We start from the raw sequence: 24,224 nt of genomic DNA, 5'->3' as shown, positions 1-24,224 counted from the left end.
AAACCGACGGAAAGCGCGGTTTAATTAGATATGAAAACAATTATCGTTCTTGGCGTCATTGCTCTTATCGCTGTCTTTATCATCGCTCAATACAACCGTTTGGTTCGCTTGAACATCACAGTAGATGAAGCATGGGCGCAGATCGAGGTTCAGTTAAAGCGTCGTGCAGATTTGATTCCTAACTTGGTTGAAACAGTTAAGGGATATGCAAAGCATGAGCAATCAACATTTGATGCCGTTGTAGCAGCACGTGCAAAGGCAACATCGGCTTCATCTGTTGCAGACACAGCAGCAGCTGATGGAATGGTTACACAAGCGTTGCGTGGATTACTTGCAGTCGCCGAGGCGTACCCAGATCTAAAGGCATCATCAAACTTTTTGTCATTACAAGAAGAGCTTTCAACAACTGAAAACAAGGTTGCCTTCTCACGTCAGTTCTACAATGACAATGTGCGCTCGCTCAATACAGCTGTAAAAACAATACCTAGCAGCCTTTTTGCTGGTCTTGCAAAGGTAACTGAGCGCGAGTTCTACGAGGTGGAAGATCCTCAAGATCGCAACGCACCAAAAGTTACTTTCTAATTACCAATGAACTTTAGAACGATGCAAGCGGCTAATCGCCGCAAAACAATTGGCTTGCTCGTTGGTATGGGCGCACTTGTGTGGGTTGTTGTGTATGCAGCACTTACCTACTTCGGTCAAGGTACTGCGGGCATTGTTCCAATCGCAGTTGGTATCGCGCTAATTTCAGTGTGGGGTTCGTACTACGGATCAGACAAACTTGTATTAACAATGACTGGTGCGAAGTTAATTCAGGAATCAGATAATCCAAAGTTATTTAATTTGATTCAGGAAGTCACAATTGCATCTGGTTTGCCAATGCCAAAGGTTGCAATCGTTGTTGATAGTGCGCCTAACGCATTTGCAACGGGACGTAATCCTGAGCATGCATTGATCGCATTTACTACAGGTATTTTGGATGTAATGGATCGCGATCAACTGCAAGGTGTAATCGCACACGAGATGGCACATGTTGCTAACCGAGATACCTTAGTGAGCGCGGTCGCGGCAACCACCGCGGGGGCGATTGCGATCTTGAGTGACATGTTGACCCGCATGATGTGGTTTGGCGGCGGAAGAGATCGCAACCGTGAAGGAAATGGCAATCCGATTGCACTTGTTATCTCACTTGTAATTTTAATTTTGGCACCGCTTGCTGCGATGATGCTTAAATCGGCTATTTCACGTAAGCGTGAATCACTTGCTGATGCGACAGCGGTTTCCTTTACCCGAAACCCCGCTGGTCTGCGTTCTGCTTTGGAAGTTTTAGCATCTGATTCAACTGTTGTGCATCAACGTTCAACAGCTGTTGCACATATTTGGATTGAATCTCCACTGGATGCGAAATCCGTTTCAAAGTTGTTTTCTACCCACCCACCGATTGAAGAACGTATTGCGGTTCTAAAATCTATGGAGTCCCTGAACTAAATCTTGAAATGCAGCGTGAAAGTAGCGCCATTACCTGGTTCTGAGGCTACCGAAACAGTTCCGCCGTGGGCTTTCATGACCTCATCAACGATCGATAGGCCAAGTCCGCTGCCTTCGCGGCTATTGCGTTGGCGTGAAGTATCCACACGATAGAAACGTTCAAAGATTCGCTCTTGATCCTCAAGAGAAAGGCCAGGACCGTTATCTGCAACGGTTACAAAAGAACCATCTTCATTTGAATAGGTTGCAACATGAATCTGTGTGCCATCAGGTGTGTGCGCACGTGCATTTGCAAGCAAATTGGTGACAACCTGATAAATCTTGTCTGCATCACCGTGTGTGTGAACATCGTGTGCGATGTCCATAGTGATTGGGTGATCAGGTCCTGCCGCTAAGGCGGATGTAACAGCTTCAGTGACTAAATTAGAAAGATCAACATCTGTCATAACTAACTCACGTGATTGATCCATACGAGCAAGCATCAATAAATCTTCAACTAAGTACCCCATGCGCATTGATTCCTTTTCAATGCGACCAATGAGTTCACGAGTCTTTTCACCTTCAGGAACAGCGCCTTGGCGATGAAGCTCGGCAAAACCACGGATCGATGTAAGTGGTGTTCGTAATTCATGGCTGGCATCTGCAACAAAACGGCGCAACTTATCTTCTGATTCGGTGCGCGCAGCAAAGGACTCTTCAATGCGCGAAAGCATTGTGTTGAGTGATGTACTTAAACGACCTACTTCAGTATCTGGTTCAAAGTTTTCAAGACGTGCAGAAAGATCGCCCGCTGCAATCTGTTCAGCGGTTTCTTCAATCTTCTTCAATGGCTTCATGCTGAGCTTAATAACTTGGCGTGAAGCAAATGCAATGAAGAGCAAAACAATTCCACCGATAATTAAAAAGACAACACCAATTTGATGAGTAGTTCGATCAAAGTCACGAAGTGATTGCGCGACGATTACTGAACCTAGTGAGGATGGCAAAACAGTTGTTGCAACCCGGAAATCTGCACCCGGTGCTTGAACAGTGAAAGGTTTCGATCCAAAGGCAGCGACCTGCCCAGGTAGTAAACCCTTCACATAATCAGTGATTTGATTGGAGTTTAGGTCTCCTCCGATGCCACCAATTAGATTTCCAAATGGATCTAAAACAGTTACCGAGATCGTTGTTGGTACGCGATTAAGTGGTGTGACAGCGCGTGCAGAGGTAGCTGAGGTGTCATCATCGTCATGGGCAATTCCAGCTTGATCAAGCCGTTGCGCTGTTCCGCCAACAACACTGAGTAACTGCTCATCTACTTGATGAATTAAGTAATCACGAAGTAGAGCTTGCGCACCAACACCAGCGCCGATAAATCCGATTGCAGAAAGTACAAGTACGCCAATCGTTAAACGATTACGTAAACTTGAATTCGCAAACGGACTCTTCATCTTCTATTTAGGCGGCATTCTCAAGCGGTAGCCGACTCCACGAACTGTGTGAATCAGTGGTGGTTCAAAAGCATCAACCTTTTTGCGAAGGTATGAAATATAGGTTTCAACGATTCCCATGTCACCACGGAAGTCGTATTGCCACACGTGATCAAGGATCTGTGCCTTTGATACAACACGGTCAGCGTTAATAATTAAATATCGCAATAGTGCGAACTCGGTTGGTGAAAGATCTAGTAGTTCACCTGCACGACGAACTTCGTGTGTTGCTTCATCTAATTCAAGATCGGCAAAACGCATCTTTTCATCATCAATTGCAATTGCATCAACACCTGTGCGACGGAGAAGTGCGCGCAAGCGTGCAACAAGCTCTTCTAATGAAAATGGCTTAGTCATGTAATCATCGCCGCCAAGTGTTAAACCCTTGACCTTGTCATCCATGCCATCTTTAGCTGTCAGGAATAAAACTCCTGTTTCAACACCTTCATTACGAATCTTCTTACACACTTCAAAGCCATCAAGATCAGGCAACATGACATCGAGAACCATTGCATGTGGTTTGAACTCTTCAGCTACACGAAGTGCTTCAGCACCATTTGCTGCGGTGCGAACATCAAAGCCCACAAAACGAAGGCTTGTAGAAATCAATTCGCTGATGCTTGATTCATCATCAACGACCAAGATGCGCTGTAATGTCTTTTCTGCGGTTGTTGTCATAGCTAGAGAATGCTCTCACAGCCTGAAAGTTTCCTGAGAATGGGTGGTATTTACGCCTAAACTTCTTTGACGGAGCGCAGCAAAACCTGCGCAACATCTAAGACTTCAACCGTAGATTCCTTTGCATTCATTCCATCGCTAGTCATCACGCGGCAGAAGGGGCAGGCAACTGCAAGCTCTGTTGCACCAGTAGCGATCGCCTCTTCAACACGATTGATGTTGATACGAGTACCAATCTTTTCTTCCATCCACATACGTCCACCACCTGCACCACAACAAAATGAGCGTTCCTTGTTGCGTGGCATTTCGGTTAGCTGTGCACCAGTTGCTTCAAGTAATTCTCGTGGTGGTTGGTAGATCTCGTTGTGACGACCTAGGTAGCAAGGATCGTGATAGGTCATTGCAGTGTGAGACATCTTGATTGGTAATAACTTCTTTTCACGAAGCAGTTGATTGAGCAACTGAGTATGGTGAACCATTTCTAGTTCAAAACCTTGTTGTCCATAATCGCGACCGATTGTTGTAAAGCAATGAGGGCAGGTAACAACAACTTTCTTCTTACCCTTTGGTCGATCACCGAACGCTTCTTTAAAGGTTTCAATGTTCTCGCGAGAAAGAATTTGATACAGGAATTCATTTCCGGCACGACGTGCAGGATCTCCGGTACATGTTTCTTTCTTGCCCAACACCGCAAAGTTAACGCCAGCCATGTACAGAAGTTCTGCAACAGCCTTTGTAGTTTTCTTTGCACGTTCTTCATATGCACCAGCACAGCCAACCCAGAACAAGTACTCGACCTCATCAGGAAGTTGGCCATCAATTACATTGATTGGGAAATCACATTCAGCGATCCATGCTTCACGATCTGTGCGGTTAGCTCCCCAAGGGTTTCCAGCTTTTTCAAGATTTCTAAAGGTTCCACCAAGCTCTGATGGAAACTCTGATTCAACTAATACTTGGAAGCGACGCATGTTGACGATGTGATCTACGTGTTCGATATCAACTGGGCACTCATTTACACAGGCACCGCATGTTGTACATGACCACAAAACATCCAAACTGATTGGTGAATTTTCGCCAACTAACGCTTCATTTTCAACGGTTTTAGCAAAGGCGTGATCGCGCATGGCCATGATTAAAAGCTTTGGTGACAATGGTTTTTCAGTGTGCCAAGCAGGACATTGTGATTGGCAACGACCACATTCAGTACACGATGTCATATCCAACAAACCCTTCCAGGTTATGTCAGCACGTGTACCTAAACCAAAGACATCATCTTCCTTAGGATCTTCAAAGTTAATTTCCTCGCCATGAGACAACATTGGTGGCAATGCACCTAGTGAAGATTTTCCATCAGCGTTGCGACGGAAGTAAATATTGAATGGAGCCAAGAAGCGGTGCCAGGCAACACCCATTGTTAGATTTGACGCAATAACAATGAACCAGGCCATTGATCCAACAATCTTGATTGTTGCAATGATCTGAATCCATGAACCAAGTTGTGACAGTGTCATCGACTTAAACATCGAAGCGATGAACCAAGTGGTGATGTAGTGGCGGTTCCACTTTGTTTCATCTGACAATGCACCTTCAAGACCGCGCAATGCGATTACACAGAAAACAATTAGAAGAATTGTGAACTCGACGTAGTACGCCTTACCCATTCCTGATCCTGCAAAACGTGAACGCTTGTTGCGCAGACGCGTAACTTGGCGAATTCCAATTAGGGTGACAATTCCGATACCGGTTGCCCAGGCAATTAATTCGGTGATGTATTCATAAATCCAAAGGTGTCCAATGATTGGCAGCGCAAACTTTGGATTAATTAACTGCCCATATGCGGTTACAAGAGTTCCGAATAAAACTACAAAGCCGACCATCACAAACCAGTGCGCTAATCCAACGACGGTGAAGTTGAACATCTTTGTGTGTCCAAAGATTTCGCCAGCTGCCATGCGCAAACGCTGCGACTTATCGTTGCGACGCGTTGGATCTGGTTGTCCTTTCTTATAGATACCGATCAGCGCTTTGGTGCGAACGGCGAGAAGGACTAGAGCTACAACTGTGATGCCATAGGAAAGGCCTGCGAGTGCGAGGTTCATGGGCTCAGGTTATGGCCGTACCGGGGAATATTCACCCACCCTCCTGTGTTCCACTAGATAGAAACCTGAGTCGCGACGACTCAACCTTTTAGGTAAGATCGACTCAGGTTCAGCAGGCCTCGACCCTAAATCAGGCTCGAGAGGGACAAAAGGAGCACACACAATGGCTAGAGCAGTCGGAATCGACCTCGGTACAACTAACAGCTGCGTATCCGTTCTTGAAGGTGGCGAGCCAACAGTTATCGCCAACGCAGAAGGTGCACGCACAACCCCATCGATCGTGGCATTCGCAAAAAATGGCGAGGTCCTTGTTGGTGAGGTCGCAAAGCGTCAATCAGTGACTAACGTCGAACGCACAATCCGTTCCGTTAAGCGTCACATGGGTACTAACTGGACTATCGATATCGATGGCAAGAAGTACACATCACAAGAAATTTCTGCACGCGTACTACAAAAGTTAAAGCGCGATGCTGAAGCGTATTTGGGTGAGACAGTAACTGATGCAGTTATCACTGTTCCTGCTTACTTCAATGATGCGCAACGTCAGGCAACAAAGGAAGCTGGCGAAATTGCAGGTCTTAACGTTCTTCGTATTATCAACGAGCCAACTGCTGCAGCGCTCGCATACGGATTAGATAAGGCTGATAAGGAACAAACAATTCTTGTATTCGACCTTGGTGGTGGAACATTTGACGTTTCACTGTTGGAAATCGGCGATGGTGTTGTTGAAGTTAAGGCAACTAATGGCGATAACAACCTTGGTGGAGATGACTGGGATCAAGCACTTGTTGATCACCTAGTACAAACATTTGGTTCTGCAAATGGAATTGATTTAACAAAAGACAAGATGGCGATGCAACGTGTTCGTGAAGCTGCCGAAAAGGCAAAGATCGAACTGTCATCATCACAATCTGCTTCAGTTAATCTTCCATACATCACAGTTGATGCTGAAAAGAATCCACTGTTCATGGATGAAACAATTACACGTGCACAGTTCCAGCAGTTAACTGCAGGATTACTAGAGCGTTGCAAGAAGCCATTCCAAGCTGTTCTAAAGGATGCTGGAATTCCAATTGCAAACATTCATTCAGTTGTACTTGTTGGTGGATCAACTCGTATGCCAGCAGTTGTAGAGCTAGTAAAGGAATTAACTGGCGGCAAGGAGCCAAATAAGGGCGTAAACCCTGATGAGGTTGTTGCAGTTGGTGCATCACTACAAGCTGGTGTTTTGAAGGGTGAAGTTAAGGATGTATTGCTCCTAGACGTTACTCCGCTGTCACTTGGTATCGAAACCAAGGGTGGCGTGATGACAAAGTTGATCGAGCGAAATACAACAATTCCTACAAAGCGCAGCGAAGTATTTACAACAGCTGATGACAATCAGCCAGCTGTACAGATTCAGGCATACCAAGGTGAACGTGAAATGGCTGCTTACAACAAGAAGCTAGGAATGTTCGAGCTAACAGGTTTGCCACCAGCACCACGTGGAATTCCACAGATCGAAGTTACCTTCGACATCGATGCAAACGGAATTGTTCATGTTTCTGCAAAGGATCTGGGAACAGGTAAAGAGCAGAGCATGACCATCACTGGTGGATCTGCACTGTCTAAGGAAGAGATCGAGCGCATGATGGCCGATGCTGAATCACACGCTGAAGAAGATCGTCAGCGCAAGGAAGAGGCAGAGATCCGCAACGCAGGAGATTCACTTCTGTACTCAACTGAAAAGTTCATTAAGGACAATGAAGAGAAGTTGTCACAAGGTGAAGCACTTGAGAAGAAGACAGAGACTGAAGAGGCTCTTGCAGAACTTAAGACCGCACTTGGTGGTTCAAACTACGAAATGATTAAGTCAGCAACTGAAAAGGTTGCAACTGTTAGCCAAGCATTAGGTGCAGCGTTGTACGCAGCTGGTGCAGCAACTGAAGGCGAAGCAACTCCATCTGAAGATGGTGTTGAAGATGCTGAAGTAGTTGAAGAAGACACTAAGTAATGACTGAAGAGACTACTGAACAAGTAGTTGAAGAGGTTGTTGAGCCGGGTCAGGAAACTGACCCGGTTGCAACGCTGACAGCTGACTTGCAACGACTTCAAGCAGAGTATGCAAACTACCGCAAGCGTGTAGAACGCGATCGCGCAGTTGCACATGAAAGCGCAGTGGGTGCTGTTCTTACAGAGCTACTTGCACTGCTTGATGATGTCGATCGCGCAGAACAACATGGCGAGCTAACCGGTGGCTTTAAAGCCGTTGCAGACCAGCTAAATTCAATAGTTTCACGCATCGGGCTTGAAAAGTACGGTACCGAAGGTGAAGCCTTCGATCCACAGATTCACGAAGCACTAATGCATGATGAATCAGCAGATGTTGCAGTACCTACTGCATCAAAGATTTTGCAACCAGGTTACAAGTACAAGGAGCGCGTACTGCGTCCTGCACGTGTAGCTGTAACAGATCCAGCGGGAGCGTAATTTCACATGGCAGCGAAGGATTTATACGAGAAGGACTTTTATAAGGTCCTTGGCGTAGATAAAAAAGCGCCTGCCGATGAGATTAAAAAGAAGTACCGATCTCTTGCTCGCGATCTACACCCAGATAAAACAAAGGGCGATGTAGCAAAGGAAGAACAGTTCAAAGCTGTATCGGAAGCCTACGAAATTTTATCTGATGCTAAAAAGCGCGCTGAATATGATGAAGCACGTTCACTCTTTGAAAAGGGCGGATTCCGTGCACCACAAGGTGGCGGATTCCAAGGTGGAGATTTCGGAGATATTTTCGGAAGCGGAAATCCGCAAGATATCTTTTCCAACCTCTTTGGTGGTGGTGGACGTCGCGGTCCACGCAAAGGACAAGATCTTCAAACTGAAGCAACGATTACCTTTCGCGAATCTGTTTTCGGAACAACACTTGACCTTCGTTTAGGAATGGAACGTGGCGGATCGCAAAACATTTCTGCACGAGTTCCAACAGGTGTTCATGACGGTGCAAAGATTCGTGTTAAAGGTAAGGGTGCACAAGGAGAAGCAGGTCCTGGCGATCTGTTTATTCAATTGCATGTAAAACCTCACCCAATCTTTGCTCGCAAAGGCGAAAACTTAACAATTACCTTGCCAGTTACATTTACCGAAGCTGCACTTGGTGCAGATATCAAGGTTCCAACTTTGTCTGGTGATGATGTAACAGTTCGTATTGCTCCCGGAACCCCTAACGGTCGAACATTGCGCGTTAAGGGCCGAGGGGTCACAAAAGGCAGTACTACAGGCGACTTATTAGTCACCGTAGAAGTACAGGTGCCACAGCGCGTTGATGGAAAAGCGCTAGATGCATTGAAGAAGTTTGCAGAAGAGACTGCAAGTGAAGATGTGCGTTCAGATTTTGCGAATAAGGCGAAGATATGAGCGACGAGAAAAACGCTTTGCCAGATGATGATGCTGGCGTTTATGTAATTTCAGTTGCCGCTGAAATTTCAGGGATGCACCCACAAACTTTGCGTCAATATGACAAGTTAGGTTTGGTTTCACCTTCACGCACCGAAGGTCGTAACCGTCGTTACTCACTTCGCGATATCGCCCTGCTTCGCGCAGTTCAAAAACTTGTCGGAGAAGGAATCAACCACGCAGGTATCAAGCGCATTATCGAATTGGAATCTGCAATAGCAAATATGGCTGTTGAGGTCGCACAGTTGCGCATCGAAGTAGATGCGTTGTTAAAACAAAATCCACCAAAAGGTTTAGCTGCTCGACGTAAATCTGAAGTTATTGTTTACAAAGAAGAGAATTAATTTAAACAGTTAACTCGGCCGGTCCAGGTTCCAAGTGTTGGACCAGTTGGTGATTTCAAGACTTTTTCAATAACCGTTGCATAGACATCACGGAAATCTGTAGTTACCGCTAGATCACCCTTGTATAAATTCTTTAACGATGGTTGTTCTCCGTAGAAGCCACCCTTCACATTGTTTCCAATAACAAACATTGGTCCCGATGTTCCGTGATCTGTTCCTTGTGATCCATTACCTGCAACACGACGCCCGAACTCGCTATAGACCATGATCGTTACATCATTGCTGCGAGTAGTTGCCTTTAACTGACCCATGAAACGGGACAACGAATCTGAAACAACACCCAATAATTCTGCTTGCGCATTTGCCTCGTTAGCGTGGGTATCAAAACCACCTAATGAAACAGACCACACCTTTGTCGGCGATCCGGCGGCAATGAGCTTGGCAACCACATCTAACTGCTGGGCTAAATTGCTATCTCCGCCAGCGTTTCCGCCATTAGTTGTAGGTAGATCAGGTGAAACAGGAGCAGGTGCTTTAAGCACTGGCTGAACATTTCCGGAAATACTAAATAGGTTTCGCATCGAGGTTGCCGCAGCTGCCATCAACTTTGAATCCTTCTTGGCAGGCTTTGATAGCTGCGCACACTGCGAAGCCAAGGTTCCCTTTGGAATAACTAATCCACCTAATGGAAGAGCCGAACCACTTCGCTTTGCACCTGCAAGCAGCGGAGGCAAAACAGAACCTAATGAGATTGCCAGCATTGGATCTTCGGTTTGTGTATCCACCCAACGACCAAGCCATCCAGTGGAAATATGTTTTGCAGGAGATGCTGTTTGCCACTTAGCCATTGAAGAAAAGTGCGAATGATCAGAGTTTGGATAACCAACTCCACGAATGATCGCAACCTTCTTTTGATCCCATAACTCTTTCAAACCCTTCATCGCAGGATTCAAAGCAAGCTCTGCATCAAGTGGCAAAACATCTGCAGCCTTATATGAAATATCTGGACGTGATGAGTAATAAATCGGATCGGTAAATGGAATGACTGTGTTTAACCCATCGTTACCGCCGTACAAAGTTACAACAACAAGAATTGGAGTATTAGCTGGCAATGGTCGATCAATTGCTGCTTGTGCAATCTGATCAATACTCAGCAACGGAGCTGCAGCACCAACTGCAACAGCGCCAGATGTCATTTGTAAGAATTTTCTGCGAGTGACTGTATCCATTGATATCTCCTATGCACTCACTATGTATTCAGGGCTGCACAACGCTAACAAGGCAAACTGCGCAGGATCATTTATAGATTCACGCAATGCAGATTGTGTGCGGCTGCTCCATTCAGGAACACCTAACCAATCCGCACTCTTTAACACTCGTGAACCAACCGGAATTGAAGTTAAAGCTGATAAATCACTTTGCTTAATTAACCAACCCGCAAAAGCGATTCGATACTGCGCTGTTGCAGATGACAACCAGGCTTCAGCAGCGGGCCAACCACCCACATTTGGCGGGCTAAATGGCACCTGGCCAAGCTTGTCCAGGTAGTTCAGTAGCTGCGCTGGAGTCTTAAGCGCGGATGGAGTTAATCCTAAAGCGCGGCAAGCAGAGATAAACCACTCAACAGGAGATTTCACCATCGCATATGTTTCATCCCGCATAGCAACATCATTTGCCATCGCATTAACAGCTGCTGATATTTCGCGGTTAGCAAAAGCTGATTGTGCAGAAAATGTTGCAGGCATCGTTTCAGTACTTGAAATAAATCGGTACCACAAACGTTCTGCGATAAATGTTGCATTGTCATTTCGAGCAACTAAGAAATCAGACAAGGTTTCGCCGGTGAATGCCTGCGTTGTTCCCAAAATAGTAATTGGATTTGGATCATGTCGTTTTGCATTAAAGGTAACCGCTCCGCTGCTGCGCGTTACTTGATATCCAGTTAATGCACGAGCCGCAGCTTTAACATCATCTTCGCTATAACGGTCAACACCTAAAACAAAAAGCTCCATTAACTCGCGACCAAGATTTTCATTGGGCTGAACTAATGTGCTGTCCTGACCATCTAACCAAAATTGCAACGCACCATCATTAATCATTGCGCGGGACATCGCTTTAAAGTTTCCTAAACAATGTGTGCGCAAGGTGTTGTTTTGATTAAACATCGGCATTGCGTAATTAAGTTTTTGAACCGAAGTTGCCCAATGTCCATGCCAAAACCAGGTCATACGTTCTGTTAAACCATGATCGCTTAGCGCCATGCGATCTAGCCACCACATAACCATTTGCTGAACTTGGAAACGCATTTCAATTGCAAAGGGAACAATCTCTTTACTGTTCGGTGCAGGTCGTGGCCCTAAATTTGTAATTGTTGGAACCACCACCTTTGCAGCACCTGCATCAACAGCTGGAACTGCAAGCATCTTTGTTCGGGTTGCACCAACCCCATCTTTAATCGCTTGTGCGTACTCCCCGGGACGTGGCCCAAAGGCGAAGCGATGAAATAATCGCGATGTTTCAAGCCTTTGTGCGTTCATGTCCTGACCATAGAACGGATTCATCAACAAGGTAAGGTTCTCGCATGAACTCACGCGAAACTCTCAGGGAACAGATTCTTACGAAGGCCGTTGTGCACGGAAAGGTCATTCTTTCCAGCGGAAAAGAGGCTGATTACTACGTAGATCTACGTCGCGTGACATTGGATTCCGAGGCCGCTCCACTTGTTGGTCAGGTCATGCTGGATCTAACAAAAGATCTTGATTACGAAGCGGTTGGTGGTCTAACACTTGGTGCAGATCCTGTTGCAACAGCAATGATGCACGTAGCTGCCGCGCAAGGAAAGAAGATTGATTCATTTGTAGTTCGCAAAGCTGAAAAAGCACACGGACTGCAGCGCCGCATTGAAGGCCCAGATGTAAAGGGCAAGCGTGTTCTAGCTGTTGAAGATACTTCGACAACAGGCGGTTCTGTTCTTACTGCTGTCGAAGCGTTAATCGAAGCCGGTGCAATTGTTGTAGGCGTTGCAGTAATTGTTGAACGCGGAGCAGAACCAAAGATTAAAGAGGCAGGGTATGAATACCGCGCCGCTTATCAGTTAGCAGATCTTGGTCTTTAGTTTTTAAAACGCTTTGATTGCCACTCTTTAAAGAGTTCAATCACAACTGGAATCAAGCTAATTGCAATGATTAAACCAATGACTGGCAATAGGTATTTATCTACCGAACCCTTTAAAACATCACCAAGAATGTAACCAAGGCCGATAACTAATTCAGTCCACAGAATTCCGCCGACGATATTCCACGTGCGGAACTGCTTTTTATCTAAACCAATAACACCGCACATCGGATTAATAAGTGTGCGAACAAATGGAACAAAGCGTGCAAGTACTAACGCTTTGCCTGTTCCATATTTACGTAACCATTTTTCTGTTGCTAAAACCTTTTGATGATTAAAGACGCGACCATCGGGACGATCAAATAATCCACGGCCATACTTTTTTCCGATCCAATAACCGGTTTCTCCACCAGCAATTGCTGCAATCGGTGCCAACGCAAACAACAACGCAGCGGGTAAATGCGCATCGCCAAGAATCGCTGCACCTGAACCTGATGCTGCAACACCTGCAATAAATAGAAGAGAATCTCCAGGAAATGCGAGGCCAATCAGCAAGCCAGTCTCGGCAAAAATAATCGCCAAGACCCCAGCCAGGCCTAATTCCGAGACGATCGAGTGGGCATCGAAGAGGTTCATGCGGACGAGGCTAGCCTATGATTCCCGCGTGTCACTAGATCGCGAGTACAGGCCTGCATCACATTTCACTCCTGCTCAAAATTGGATGAATGATCCAAATGGATTGGTCTGGCACAAAGGTGAATACCACCTCTTTTATCAACATAATCCCTATGGAACTAAGTGGGGACATATGTCATGGGGTCATGCAGTTTCTAAAGATTTATTAAATTGGGAACACTTACCGGTAGCAATCGCTGAAGAAGAAGATGGAATGATTTTTTCTGGAAGCGCAGTAAGCGATGGCGATGACATTGTTGCTATTTACACGCGTCACACAGAGACACATCAATCACAATGCATAGCGCGTAGTACTGACAATGGACGTACTTTTGTTAAGTATGAAAACAATCCGGTACTCGATGAGAACAAAAAAGACTTTAGAGACCCAAAGGTATTTCGTTATCAAGATTATTGGATTATGTGTGCAGCACAACCACAAGATCACCAGATCTCTTTTTATGAATCCAAAGATCTAATTTGCTGGAAGCACTTAAGTGATTTTGGCCCCGCAGCAGCAGTTGATGGAGTTTGGGAGTGCCCAGATTTATTTTCATTAACGTTTGATGGTGAAGAGGTTTGGGTGTTAATCGTCTCGTTAAACCCAGGTGGGTTATATGGATCGGGAACTCAATACTTCATTGGCGATTTTGATGGAACTAATTTCATTGCGCGTTATTCAACTGAGGAACCCCGTTGGATCGATTACGGAAAAGATAATTACGCAGGAATTACATTTAACAATGAACCAAACGGAAAAAGAATTTTTATAGGCTGGATGTCTAATTGGAGTGATGTAAAAGACCACCCAGAAACAACTTGGACAACGCAGATGACAATTCCGCGTGAACTTGGATTAGCAAAGGTAAAAGGTGAAATAGTTTTAACACAACAACCACTTGGCAAGCCAACATATGAAATCAAAACTCTAGTTCCGGAAAAAGGGTCAATTGGATTAGAAGGTTTTGTTCGGGTTGGATATGACGCTGACAAAAAGGTAGTTTTTGTTAATGATTACGAGGCACCCTATGAGCCATCTGGGCAACTGCTCAACCTGAAGGTGCTGGTGGATCGATCATCCGTGGAGCTCTTTACAGGGGATGGAATCTGCAGTATCTCCCTGGCTACCTTCCCAACACCCAGAACTAGCCGTGAACTCAGCCCGTTTGGCCTTTAACTAGGTGCATTAACCCAATTTCACGCTCAGGTCCCACTGCAAAAAACTGCAAAAAACCTGCAAATCTTTCGCAAAGCGTTACCGCGTACCTCTTCACCAAAGCCCACCCCAGGGGTAATTTTTGACCCACACAAGGCGTGCTCTCGTGCGTCTAGTAACCCCTTTCGAAAGGAAACACATGAAGAAGTTCGCAAAGTTAGGTGCAGTTCTTGCTGCATCGACAGTTGCAATTTCTTTGACAGTAGCTGCAGTTCCAACTGCTTCAGCTGCAACATGTTCAAAGAAGACAACTGTAGAAATGCTTGGAACAATCAAGACAGAAATCAAGGATCAGTTCCTTGCAGCAGTAAAGGCTTACAACGCTAGCCAGAAGTGCTACACACTTAAGTCAATTCCTGGCGACGCAAAGCTCACATTCCTCCAGAACGTAACTCCAATGTACGCTGCGAAGAATGCTCCAACAATCATGTACACACTTCAAGAGATTCCTGACATGGCTGACAAGGTTATGGACTGGAAGGGTACAAAGCTTGTAAAGCTTGTATCACCAGGACTACTTGCTGCAGCTAATGTTGGTGGAAAGCAAGTTGGTGTTCCATCAACTGCTGAAGCTTTCGGTCTTCTTTACAACAAGAAGGTACTTGCAGATGCAGGTATCGATCCAGCAAAGATCAAGACACGTGGCGATCTAGAAGCTGCATTCAAGGTACTTCAGGGTAAGGGTAAGAAGGCAATTCACTTCTCAGCTATCTGGTGGTCACTTGGTGCACACTTCACAAACATCTTCCATGCAAACGCAGGAAAGACACACGAAGCTCGTCTAGCAGTTCTTGATTCACTATCAGATGGAACAAAGGATCTTTCAAAGGATGCTACTTTCCAGAACTGGCTATCAACATTTGATCTACTAAAGAAGTACAACGGTTCAACAGTTAACCTAACTGATACTGAATACGATGCTTCAATTGCAGATCTTTCAAGCGGAAACTACGGATTCTTGTTCCAGGGTAACTGGACAGAGCCAAACTTGATGACCGCTGCTCCAGGAACTGATTTCGGAATCATGCCTCTTCCAATCAGCACAACAGCAACAACATATGGAAATGATTCAATTCCAGTTGGTGTACCTGGTTACTTCATGATCGATGCAAAGCAGTCAACTAAGGCAGAGCGCGATGGCGCAATTGACTTCCTTACATGGCTATACACATCAGATAAGGGACAGCACTTTGTTGCTGACCCAGTAACTAAGGGCGGCATGGGATTCATCCCCGTGTACAACGGCTTCAAGGTTCAACCAGCTACAAACATGGCTCGCGATATCGCAAAGTTTGTTGCAGCAGGTAAGACACTTGAGTGGATCAACACTTACTACCCAGCTGGTCTCCAAGAGACAGTAGGTAAGGTCTCTATGCAGCAGTACTTCACCGACAAGATCAGTTCAGCAGATCTTGCTAAGGCGATTCAGGATGCATGGAAGGGCTCAGTAAAGACTTGGCGAGGAGCGAAGAAGTAATTTCTTCGAAACTTTTTCAAGTTAACAATAAGTAATAGAATCATCCTGAGGCGGAGCAATTCGCCTCAGGATGATTCTTCTTAAAAGAGATTTAACTAAGTAACAGATATTGAAGGAGTCACAAATGGCGTCAGCTAGAGCGACCAAGAGATTTATGAAGCTCGCTTTTACGCCCTTGGCAATTTTCAGCTTGGTTCTTGTTGTTCCATTCGCGACAGGTTTTTATTACACCTTTACCGATTGGGATGGATTTGAATCTACAAAGCTTGTTGGATTTGATAATTACATAAAATCTTTCAAAGATCCAACCTTTTGGAGCACACTTCGTTTCACCACACTTTTTGTAATCGTCTCACTTGTTATCGTCAACGTTGTCGCCTTTGGATTGGCGCTTATCGTTACCTCTAGTCTTCGCAGTAAAAATATTCTGCGCACCTTCTTTTTCGTCCCAAACCTCATTGGTGGTGTAGTTCTTGGTGTTATTTGGCAGTTCATCTTTAACAGCGCAATTGTCGCTCTTGCAAATAAATATAACTGGGAAATTTTTAAACAGTCATGGCTGCAGGACACAAATAAAGCTTTTTGGGCATTAATTATCGTTACGGTATGGCAATCATCTGGTTACATGATGATTGTTTATATCACCGGACTTATCTCTATCGAACAAGATGTGCTTGAAGCCTCTCAAATCGATGGTGCTTCACCGCTTCGTACCTTATTAACAATCAAAATTCCATTGATGGCACAAGCCTTTACTATCGCGCTCTTTTTGACGCTTCGCGGAGGCTTTATGGCCTACGACGTAAACGTGGCGCTAACCGGCGGTGGGCCATTCCGCACCACAGAATTGATCTCACTGCATATCTTTCAGGATGCCTTTGCCAATGGAAACTTTGGAACCGGCCAATCAAAGGCGGTTGTGATGTTCTTAATTGTTGCTCTCGCAGCTTTAGCCCAAGTCACTATCTCGAAGAGATATGAGGTCCAACGATGAGTGTTAAGCGCAGCGTAGGAAAAAAAGTCACCTTTATCGTTGGCGTGATTTTGGCCTTTGCCTACATATTTCCATTTTTCTTAGTATTTGTTAACTCATTGAAGTTAAAGCCAGATATTCTTGCGAACCCGCTTGCACTGCCTTCGCACATTACCTGGGACAACTTCAGTCAGGCGTTGACGAAGATGAACTTCTTCAGATCTCTGACTAACTCAATCATTATTACGGTATTAAGCGTTTCGATGTTGATTGTTTTCTCATCAATGCTTGCGTACTACTTAGCTCGTACAAAGAACAAACTTTCTAAGTACATCTTTTTGATTCTGGTAACTTCAATGATTGTTCCATTCCAAGCGTTGATGATTCCATTTATGGCTCGCTTCGCCCAGTTTGTTTCCTGGAACAACCGCGGCGCATTGATCTTTTTCTATATTGGTTTCGGTACAGCGCTTTCGACATTCCTGTATCACGGCTTTATTTCAAATATTCCAACCGAGATCGATGAAGCGGCCTCAATTGATGGCGCATCTGACATGGTTGCATTTTGGCGAATTATCTTCCCAATGATGCGACCAATTACCGCAACAGTTGCGATTATTAATGCTTTGTGGATTTGGAATGACTTCTTGTTGCCACGCCTAGTGCTAACAAATGAAACTCAAACTTTGCCACTGTCTACCTACCTGTTCTACGGTCAGTACACAGTTGAGTACGGTCAAGTGATGGCCGGACTTGTTCTTGCCGTTATTCCTATTGTGATCTTCTACCTGATCCTACAAAAGCAGTTTATTTCAGGCATTTCACAAGGCGCTGTTAAGTAACTAGCCTGCAAAAGTGAGCGATTTACAACGCTTTTCCCGTGCCCGGATAGCAGTAACTACCGCATTTATTATCAACGGCTTTACCGTTGGTGCTTTCTATGCGCGAGTCCCTGATTTCAAAAAGACACTCAATGTTTCAAACAGCGCACTAGGTACCGCTCTTTTGTGTGTTGCTATTGGAGTTTTGCTTGGACTTGGGTTTTCGGGAAAGAAGGCAGCACAGTACGGAAGTGCACCGATAGTTCATTACGCAACATACGCACTTGGCGTAGCCTTACTTGTAGTCGGACCTGTAATTAATTATCTAACACTGTGTTTGTCCTTTATTGTTTTTGGATTTTGTTTATCAACACAGGATGTGGCGATGAATTCACACGCAATTGTTTTAGAGCATGAAGCAGATAAGCGATATATGAGCACATTCCATGCGATGTTTTCATTAGGTGCACTCAGTGGTGGTGCGATTGGTGGCTTCATCGCTCAACAGAACAAATCGATCATGTGGCAATGTGCATTTGTTGCGATGCTAATTTTCTTAGCCAACTTTTTTGTTCGTAACTGGTTCCTACCGGCGGAGCTAGACAAGCACGCAGCTGAAAACAAAAAGAAGATTAAGCGGCCAATGCTCTTTCTAATAGTTGGTTTACTTGGAACCTGTGCTGCAATCGGTGAAGGCTCAGCTGGTGACTGGGGAGCAATCCTTGCTCGTGACACTTTTGATGCCACACCATTTGTTTCAACACTTCCATTTATCTGTTTCTCAGCAACAATGGTGATCGGTCGACTATTTGGAGATCGCCTTGCATCAAAGTACGGTCCAATGAAGTTAATCGTGGGCGGCGGATTAATCGCAGGTATCGGGCTTGGCTCAGGATTATTAGTTGGTGGAATCGGCGGAGTGATCTTTGGTTGGTTAACTCTGGGCATGGGCCTTGCAACTGTGATTCCAATGTTGTTTAGCCAAGCTGGTGAGATCGCTAAGACAAAGTTCGCCGGCCAATTCGCAGCATCTGAAGGGGTGGCCATGGTTTCCGGCATCGCCTACTTCGGCTTCTTGGTCGGCCCCCCAACCCTGGGCTTCCTTGGAGACACCATCGGCCTTCGCTGGGCCATGCTGGTTCCAGCCGGATTAGCCCTCATCATGGCGCTGGGCTCACGCCCAATCCTTGGCTCTAAGTAACGTAATAGATAGGTGTAATTTGCCCGTTCGGGGGCTCCCTCGCTTACACTTCACCAGTCTCGCGCCCGACTCTCGAATAAGGCGCCACAAACTCCAACGGAGGAGAACCTATGAGTGCTGAGAGCACCGTATCCCTGGTCCAAGTAACTGGATCCAATCTGACATATGCCTACATCGTTCTAGGAATTTCCCTAGCCGCCCTCGCCATCGCGTACGGATTACGCGCACAGGTGTTGGCAGCAAGTGATGGCACAGCAAAGATGCGTGAAATCGCAGAAGCGATTCAGGAAGGTGCAGCTGCATTCTTAGCTCGCCAGTTCCGCACACTTTCATACTTTGTTGTAATCGTATTTTTCCTTTTGTTTGCACTTCCCGGCGATGCTGAAATCCGCATCGGCCGTTCAATCTTCTTCTTACTAGGCGCAGCATTTTCTGCACTAGTTGGATACAACGGTATGTGGCTTGCAGTGCGCGCAAATGTTCGCGTTGCAGATGCTGCTCGTAACAAGGATGGCGAAAAGGCTGTACAGATCGCATTCCGTACAGGTGGCGTCGTTGGTATGACAACTGTTGGTCTTGGACTAATTGGTGCATCACTTGTTGTGATCATCTACCGCGAAAACGCACCTGCAGTGCTTGAAGGCTTCGGCTTCGGTGCAGCGATGCTCGCGATGTTCATGCGCGTTGGTGGCGGAATCTTTACTAAGGCAGCAGATGTTGGTGCTGACCTTGTAGGTAAGGTTGAAAAGCACATTCCAGAAGATGACCCACGTAACGCAGCAACAATCGCTGACAACGTTGGTGACAACGTTGGTGACTGTGCCGGAATGGCTGCAGACTTGTTCGAGTCATACGCAGTAACACTTGTTGCAGCGCTAATTCTTGGAAAGGCTGCATTTGGTGATGCAGGTCTGATCTACCCATTGATCGTTCCAGCAATCGGAACAATCACTGCAGTTATCGGAATCTTCCTAACAAAGCTTCGCAGCACAGATAAGTCAGCAATGACAGCGATTAACCGCTCATTCTTCTTGTCAGCAATTATTTCTGCAGGTCTAACTGCGCTCGCAACATTTACTTACCTGCCATCTGATTTCAAGCTACTAACAGGCTTGTCACCAGAAGCGGTTGCAGCAGCAGGAAACACAAACCCACGCGTACTAGCTATTGGCGCAGTATTAATCGGTATCGCACTTGCAGCAGCAATTCAGCTATTAACAGGCTATTTCACTGAGACAGGAAAGCGTCCAGTAAACGATGTAGCAGCTTCATCTGAAACAGGTGCAGCAACAGTTATCTTGGCTGGTATCTCAGTTGGTTTCGAGTCAGCTGTTTACTCAGCACTACTAATCGCAGCAGCGGTATTCGGTGCATTCTTGCTTGGTGGTGGAAGCATTGTTCTTTCACTTCTAGCAATCGCACTTGCTGGAACAGGTTTGCTAACAACTGTTGGTGTAATCGTTGCGATGGATACATTCGGTCCGATCTCAGATAACGCACAAGGCGTTGCTGAAATGTCAGGCGATGTAACTGGTGATGGTGCAGCAATCCTTACAAGTCTTGATGCCGTTGGTAACACAACTAAGGCGATCACTAAGGGAATTGCAATCGCTACTGCAGTACTTGCAGCAACAGCATTGTTTGGTGCATTCACAGATGCAATCAAGGAAGCTGTCATCAAGGCAGGTAAGGCATCAGCAGATGTTGCACTTCAGTTCCAAGGTGTTCTCGATGTTGCAGATCCACGTAACTTGGTTGGTCTGATCATCGGTGCAGCGGTTGTGTTCTTGTTCTCAGGACTTGCAGTTAACGCTGTATCTCGCGCAGCGGGTGCAGTTGTTGTTGAAGTTCGCGAACAGTTCCGCCTACACCCAGGAATCATGAAGGGAACAGAGAAGCCAGATTACGCACGCGTTGTTGATATCTGTACTCGCGATTCACTTCGTGAACTTGTAACTCCAGGATTGCTTGCTGTTATGGCACCAATCGCTGTTGGTTTCGGTCTTGGTGTTGGTGCACTTGGTGCATACCTCGCTGGTGCGATTGGTACCGGAACACTTATGGCTGTATTCCTTTCTAACTCAGGCGGTGCTTGGGATAACGCTAAGAAGATGGTTGAAGATGGCCATCACGGTGGAAAGAACTCAGAAGCTCACGCAGCAACAATCGTGGGTGACACTGTTGGAGATCCATTTAAGGACACTGCAGGCCCTGCAATTAACCCACTTATCAAGGTTATGAACCTTGTTGGTTTGTTGATTACACCTGCAATTGTTTCTCTTGCACTTGGTGGAAACTCAGGCAAGAGCACATTGATCTCATTACTTGCAGTTGCAGTGATCATCGGTGCGTTAATCCGTAACCGTCGTCAAGCAACCTCAATTACTGTTTAATCCATAGGAACTTCCCCCTTATGGCGAAAGCAAAGACCGACCTGATCAAGCTGGTGATCGTTGAATCACCAGCGAAGGCCAGAAAAATTGGTGGATACCTCGGCGACGGATACGTCGTCGAGGCATCTGTCGGTCATATCCGCGATCTACCTCAGCGCGCAGCTGATATTCCTAAGGAATATAAAAAGATTGCGTGGGCTAAAGAGGGCGTAGATATCGAAAATGATTTCGCACCGTTGTATGTAATTAACCCAGATAAAAAAGCCAAGGTTGCTGAACTTAAAGCCTTGATGAAAAACGCCGAAGAATTAATTCTGGCAACGGACGAGGACCGCGAAGGCGAAGCTATCGCGTGGCACTTAGTAGAGGTTCTTGAACCAAAGATTCCTATTAAGCGAATGGTTTTCAATGAAATTACAAAGGAAGCAATTCAAGCTGCTGTAGAAGACACTCGCGATTTGGATTACCACTTAATCGATGCGCAAGAAACTCGTCGTGTATTAGATCGCCTGTATGGATACCGTCTTTCACCTGTGTTGTGGAAGAAAGTTATGCCTCGTATTTCAGCAGGACGTGTGCAATCTGTTGCAACCAGACTTATTGTTGAAAAAGAACGTGAACGCATGGCATTTATCTCAAGCGCATGGTGGGATCTAGCCGCAGTAACCGCACTTGGATTTAATGCACGTTTACTAGAAGTAGATGGTAAGAAAGTTGCAGCAACATCAGATTTTGGTGCAGATGGCGCGGTTAAAGAAAAGTCTCTTGCAAACATTCTCTTGCTAGATGAAGCAGGGGCCAAAGGCCTTGTAGATAGCCTTAAATCAAGTGATTTAACAGTTAAGTCGATGGAGGAATCTCCACGTACTGAACGTCCAAAGCCACCATTTACAACTTCAACTATGCAGCAAGATGCAGGTAGCCGACTTGGTTGGGGCGCACAGATCACGATGCGCGTTGCACAACGTCTGTACGAAAACGGTTACATCACCTACATGCGTACCGACAGCATCAACCTGTCACAACAAGCGATCACCGCAGCACGCAACGCAGCTAAAGCTCTATACGGCGCAGACCATGTTGCCGATGCACCACGTGTGTACCAAGGTAAATCTAAGAACGCACAAGAAGCGCACGAAGCGATTCGACCAGCAGGAGACACCTTTAAGACTCCTGGCGAGTTAGCACCAGAACTTTCACGTGACGAATTCGCACTGTATGACTTAATTTGGAAGCGCACCGTTGCTTCACAAATGGCAGATGCCAAGAAGATGCAGATGCGCGTTGACTTTGATGCAACAACAAATGACAACAAGAAAACAATCTTCCGTGCAAACGGTTCTGTTATTACCTTCCCTGGCTTTCTTGCTGCATACGATGACATCGTTACCGAAGATAACAAGGATGAAGAGTCAGCAGATAAGCGTTTACCTGCGATGTCCGTTGGACAAACCGTTAAGGTTGATGAATACACCTGCGAAGGCCACGAGACAAAGCCTCCTGCCCGTTACACAGAACCAACACTTGTTAAGAAGTTAGAAGAATTAGGTATTGGTCGTCCATCTACATTTGCATCAATTATTCAAACAATTCAAGATCGCGGATATGTGTACAAGCGCGGCCGCGCACTTGTTCCGACCTTCTTGGCATTTTCTGTAACAGGTTTGCTAGAAACACATTTCACAAAGTTAGTTGATTACGAGTTCACCGCATCAATGGAAGAGGATCTCGACAAGATCGCAGCGGGAGAAGCGGGCCGCGTTGATTGGCTAACGGACTTCTTCTATGGCGTAGATGGCCAGCCTGGACTTAATGAATTATCAGCGGATTTAGGCGTTATCGACGCTCGTGCCACCAACACCATGAACCTATCCCCTGAGATCGAAATTCGCGTTGGTCGTTACGGTGCATACCTGCAACAAAACATCGAAGGCGAAGATCGCAAGCTTGCAAACATTCCTGAATCACTTGCACCTGATGAGTTAACACTTGCGAAGGCAATTGAACTATTAGAAGCACCTTCAGGTGAACGCGAACTTGGAATTGATCCAGCAACTAACCTGCCGATCATTGCAAAATCAGGACGCTTTGGTCCTTACATCACGGAAGTTTTGCCAGAAGAGCCAGTTGAGCTAACCGCATCTGGAAAGAAGAAAAAGAAGAAGGCTGATGCTCCAAAGGCAAAGACCGCTTCACTTCTTTCAACAATGACCTTAGATACCGTTACATATGAAGATGCGTTAAAACTTCTTTCACTACCTCGCACACTTGGTACAAACAGCGCAGGCGATGACATCACTGTGCAAAATGGTCGCTACGGTCCATACCTAAAGGCTGGTGCAGATTCACGCACACTTACATCTGAAGAACAATTGTTCACAATGACTTTAGATGAAGCACTAGAAATTTACTCAAAGCCAAAGGAACGCCGTCGCGGAGTAGCAAAGCCACCTGTTAAAGAACTCGGCATGGATCCAGAAACACAAAAACCTTTGATCATCAAGGACGGCCGCTTCGGTATGTACGTTACCGATGGCGAAACAAATGCAACTTTGCGTCGTGGTGATACCGCTGAAGGAATGACACTTGAGCGCGGATTAGAGCTGCTTGCAGGACGTCGTGCCTGGGAAGCTGAAAACGGACCATCACCAAAGAAGTCACGTAAGAAGGCTGCAGCCAAACCTAAAAAGGGCGACACCGCACCAACTTTGACCAAGAATGTAGTTAAAAAGGCTGCCACTAAAAAGGCTGCGAAGAAAGCAGCAACCGGCAAAGCGAAGAAGAAGGCTGAATAAAGCCTCTTTTAGGCCTATTCACGCTCACCGATAGACTGCC

General features: G+C 45.8%; 20 protein-coding genes. 14 read left to right on the top strand and 6 right to left on the bottom strand.

From position 1 onward, the window contains the following. Window positions 1-30 precede the first annotated feature (30 nt). Window positions 31-582 carry a LemA family protein gene (locus AC8GFU_RS07135; protein WP_506626447.1) on the top strand — a complete coding sequence of 184 codons (552 nt, stop codon included), beginning with the start codon at window positions 31-33 and terminating at the stop codon, window positions 580-582. A 6-nt stretch (window positions 583-588) separates the two neighbouring features. Further along, window positions 589-1,488, top strand: coding sequence for a M48 family metalloprotease (locus AC8GFU_RS07130; protein ID WP_506626446.1), 900 nt, complete (start codon window positions 589-591; stop codon window positions 1,486-1,488). Here the strand turns inward: AC8GFU_RS07130 and AC8GFU_RS07125 are convergent. Genes AC8GFU_RS07125 through AC8GFU_RS07115 form a run of 3 tightly spaced genes read right to left on the bottom strand, consistent with a single transcriptional unit; the run spans window position 1,485 to window position 5,740 of the window. Next, complete coding sequence (locus AC8GFU_RS07125) at window positions 1,485-2,921, bottom strand: sensor histidine kinase (RefSeq protein ID WP_506626445.1); 1,437 nt, start codon at window positions 2,919-2,921, stop codon at window positions 1,485-1,487. The genes AC8GFU_RS07130 and AC8GFU_RS07125 overlap by 4 nt on opposite strands. 3 nt (window positions 2,922-2,924) lie before the next feature. Continuing rightward, on the bottom strand, window positions 2,925-3,638 hold the full coding sequence (locus tag AC8GFU_RS07120; RefSeq protein ID WP_506626444.1) for a response regulator transcription factor: 714 nt from the start codon (window positions 3,636-3,638) through the stop codon (window positions 2,925-2,927). 56 nt (window positions 3,639-3,694) lie between these two features. Next, window positions 3,695-5,740, bottom strand: a complete 2,046-nt coding sequence (locus AC8GFU_RS07115; protein WP_506626443.1) for a (Fe-S)-binding protein — start codon at window positions 5,738-5,740, stop codon at window positions 3,695-3,697. 163 nt (window positions 5,741-5,903) lie between these two features. Here AC8GFU_RS07115 and dnaK point away from each other — a divergent pair, with 163 nt between their 5' ends. From dnaK to AC8GFU_RS07095, 4 genes are read left to right on the top strand one after another with little or no spacing between them, the layout of a single operon-like run. After that, window positions 5,904-7,733 carry a molecular chaperone DnaK gene (gene dnaK / locus AC8GFU_RS07110; protein ID WP_506626442.1) on the top strand — a complete coding sequence of 610 codons (1,830 nt, stop codon included), beginning with the start codon at window positions 5,904-5,906 and terminating at the stop codon, window positions 7,731-7,733. Next, complete coding sequence (gene grpE / locus AC8GFU_RS07105; RefSeq protein ID WP_506626441.1) at window positions 7,733-8,209, top strand: nucleotide exchange factor GrpE; 477 nt, start codon at window positions 7,733-7,735, stop codon at window positions 8,207-8,209. The genes dnaK and grpE overlap by 1 nt, the downstream gene beginning before the upstream one ends. A 6-nt stretch (window positions 8,210-8,215) precedes the next feature. Then, window positions 8,216-9,136 carry a DnaJ C-terminal domain-containing protein gene (locus AC8GFU_RS07100; RefSeq protein WP_506626440.1) on the top strand — a complete coding sequence of 307 codons (921 nt, stop codon included), beginning with the start codon at window positions 8,216-8,218 and terminating at the stop codon, window positions 9,134-9,136. Beyond that, window positions 9,133-9,519, top strand: coding sequence for a heat shock protein transcriptional repressor HspR (locus AC8GFU_RS07095; RefSeq protein WP_506626439.1), 387 nt, complete (start codon window positions 9,133-9,135; stop codon window positions 9,517-9,519). Before AC8GFU_RS07100 ends, AC8GFU_RS07095 begins: the two co-directional genes overlap by 4 nt. On the opposite strand, the gene AC8GFU_RS07090 is transcribed toward AC8GFU_RS07095, so the two are convergent. Next, window positions 9,516-10,748 (bottom strand): DUF1501 domain-containing protein, encoded by a 1,233-nt coding sequence (locus AC8GFU_RS07090; protein ID WP_506626438.1) that lies wholly within the window; start codon window positions 10,746-10,748, stop codon window positions 9,516-9,518. The genes AC8GFU_RS07095 and AC8GFU_RS07090 overlap by 4 nt on opposite strands. A 9-nt stretch (window positions 10,749-10,757) precedes the next feature. Then, complete coding sequence (locus tag AC8GFU_RS07085) at window positions 10,758-12,056, bottom strand: DUF1800 domain-containing protein (protein WP_506626437.1); 1,299 nt, start codon at window positions 12,054-12,056, stop codon at window positions 10,758-10,760. Between the two features lie 44 nt (window positions 12,057-12,100). On the opposite strand from AC8GFU_RS07085, the gene pyrE reads away from it, so the two are divergent. After that, a complete protein-coding gene (gene pyrE / locus AC8GFU_RS07080) occupies window positions 12,101-12,634 on the top strand; it encodes an orotate phosphoribosyltransferase (protein WP_506626436.1) in 534 nt (177 codons plus the stop codon). Here the strand turns inward: pyrE and AC8GFU_RS07075 are convergent. Further along, window positions 12,631-13,269: a DedA family protein gene (locus AC8GFU_RS07075; protein WP_506626435.1), complete on the bottom strand. Its 639-nt coding sequence runs from the start codon at window positions 13,267-13,269 to the stop codon at window positions 12,631-12,633. The genes pyrE and AC8GFU_RS07075 overlap by 4 nt on opposite strands. A gap of 28 nt (window positions 13,270-13,297) precedes the next feature. On the opposite strand from AC8GFU_RS07075, the gene AC8GFU_RS07070 reads away from it, so the two are divergent. From AC8GFU_RS07070 to topA, 7 genes are all read left to right on the top strand, one after another. After that, window positions 13,298-14,485, top strand: a complete 1,188-nt coding sequence (locus AC8GFU_RS07070; protein WP_506626434.1) for a glycoside hydrolase family 32 protein — start codon at window positions 13,298-13,300, stop codon at window positions 14,483-14,485. Window positions 14,486-14,663: 178 nt separating this feature from the next. Next, on the top strand, window positions 14,664-16,001 hold the full coding sequence (locus AC8GFU_RS07065; RefSeq protein ID WP_506626433.1) for an ABC transporter substrate-binding protein: 1,338 nt from the start codon (window positions 14,664-14,666) through the stop codon (window positions 15,999-16,001). 124 nt (window positions 16,002-16,125) lie between these two features. Next, entirely contained in the window at window positions 16,126-16,995 is an 870-nt protein-coding gene (locus AC8GFU_RS07060) for a carbohydrate ABC transporter permease (RefSeq protein WP_506626432.1), read from the top strand. Further along, complete coding sequence (locus AC8GFU_RS07055; protein ID WP_506626431.1) at window positions 16,992-17,816, top strand: carbohydrate ABC transporter permease; 825 nt, start codon at window positions 16,992-16,994, stop codon at window positions 17,814-17,816. The genes AC8GFU_RS07060 and AC8GFU_RS07055 overlap by 4 nt, the downstream gene beginning before the upstream one ends. A gap of 13 nt (window positions 17,817-17,829) precedes the next feature. Further along, window positions 17,830-18,996 carry an MFS transporter gene (locus AC8GFU_RS07050; protein ID WP_506626430.1) on the top strand — a complete coding sequence of 389 codons (1,167 nt, stop codon included), beginning with the start codon at window positions 17,830-17,832 and terminating at the stop codon, window positions 18,994-18,996. 110 nt (window positions 18,997-19,106) lie between these two features. Next, window positions 19,107-21,389 (top strand): sodium-translocating pyrophosphatase, encoded by a 2,283-nt coding sequence (locus AC8GFU_RS07045; protein ID WP_506626429.1) that lies wholly within the window; start codon window positions 19,107-19,109, stop codon window positions 21,387-21,389. A gap of 20 nt (window positions 21,390-21,409) precedes the next feature. Continuing rightward, window positions 21,410-24,184: a type I DNA topoisomerase gene (gene topA / locus AC8GFU_RS07040; RefSeq protein ID WP_506626428.1), complete on the top strand. Its 2,775-nt coding sequence runs from the start codon at window positions 21,410-21,412 to the stop codon at window positions 24,182-24,184. Window positions 24,185-24,224: the final 40 nt, after the last annotated feature.

The sequence above is a fragment of the Planktophila warneckei (SeqCode) genome (assembly GCF_965234675.1).
GTDB classification, from domain to species: Bacteria; Actinomycetota; Actinomycetes; order Nanopelagicales; family Nanopelagicaceae; genus Planktophila; species Planktophila warneckei.
This window is presented reverse-complemented; position numbering and strand designations above follow the sequence as displayed.

Coding starts and splice junctions, on each gene's coding strand:
- AC8GFU_RS07135 (WP_506626447.1), top strand. CDS start 31: ATGAAAACAATTATCGTTCTTGGCGTCATTGCTCTTATCGCTGTCTTT.
- AC8GFU_RS07130 (WP_506626446.1), top strand. CDS start 589: ATGAACTTTAGAACGATGCAAGCGGCTAATCGCCGCAAAACAATTGGC.
- AC8GFU_RS07125 (WP_506626445.1), bottom strand. CDS start 2,921: ATGAAGAGTCCGTTTGCGAATTCAAGTTTACGTAATCGTTTAACGATT.
- AC8GFU_RS07120 (WP_506626444.1), bottom strand. CDS start 3,638: ATGACAACAACCGCAGAAAAGACATTACAGCGCATCTTGGTCGTTGAT.
- AC8GFU_RS07115 (WP_506626443.1), bottom strand. CDS start 5,740: ATGAACCTCGCACTCGCAGGCCTTTCCTATGGCATCACAGTTGTAGCT.
- dnaK (WP_506626442.1), top strand. CDS start 5,904: ATGGCTAGAGCAGTCGGAATCGACCTCGGTACAACTAACAGCTGCGTA.
- grpE (WP_506626441.1), top strand. CDS start 7,733: ATGACTGAAGAGACTACTGAACAAGTAGTTGAAGAGGTTGTTGAGCCG.
- AC8GFU_RS07100 (WP_506626440.1), top strand. CDS start 8,216: ATGGCAGCGAAGGATTTATACGAGAAGGACTTTTATAAGGTCCTTGGC.
- AC8GFU_RS07095 (WP_506626439.1), top strand. CDS start 9,133: ATGAGCGACGAGAAAAACGCTTTGCCAGATGATGATGCTGGCGTTTAT.
- AC8GFU_RS07090 (WP_506626438.1), bottom strand. CDS start 10,748: ATGGATACAGTCACTCGCAGAAAATTCTTACAAATGACATCTGGCGCT.
- AC8GFU_RS07085 (WP_506626437.1), bottom strand. CDS start 12,056: ATGAACGCACAAAGGCTTGAAACATCGCGATTATTTCATCGCTTCGCC.
- pyrE (WP_506626436.1), top strand. CDS start 12,101: ATGAACTCACGCGAAACTCTCAGGGAACAGATTCTTACGAAGGCCGTT.
- AC8GFU_RS07075 (WP_506626435.1), bottom strand. CDS start 13,269: ATGAACCTCTTCGATGCCCACTCGATCGTCTCGGAATTAGGCCTGGCT.
- AC8GFU_RS07065 (WP_506626433.1), top strand. CDS start 14,664: ATGAAGAAGTTCGCAAAGTTAGGTGCAGTTCTTGCTGCATCGACAGTT.
- AC8GFU_RS07060 (WP_506626432.1), top strand. CDS start 16,126: ATGGCGTCAGCTAGAGCGACCAAGAGATTTATGAAGCTCGCTTTTACG.
- AC8GFU_RS07055 (WP_506626431.1), top strand. CDS start 16,992: ATGAGTGTTAAGCGCAGCGTAGGAAAAAAAGTCACCTTTATCGTTGGC.
- AC8GFU_RS07045 (WP_506626429.1), top strand. CDS start 19,107: ATGAGTGCTGAGAGCACCGTATCCCTGGTCCAAGTAACTGGATCCAAT.
- topA (WP_506626428.1), top strand. CDS start 21,410: ATGGCGAAAGCAAAGACCGACCTGATCAAGCTGGTGATCGTTGAATCA.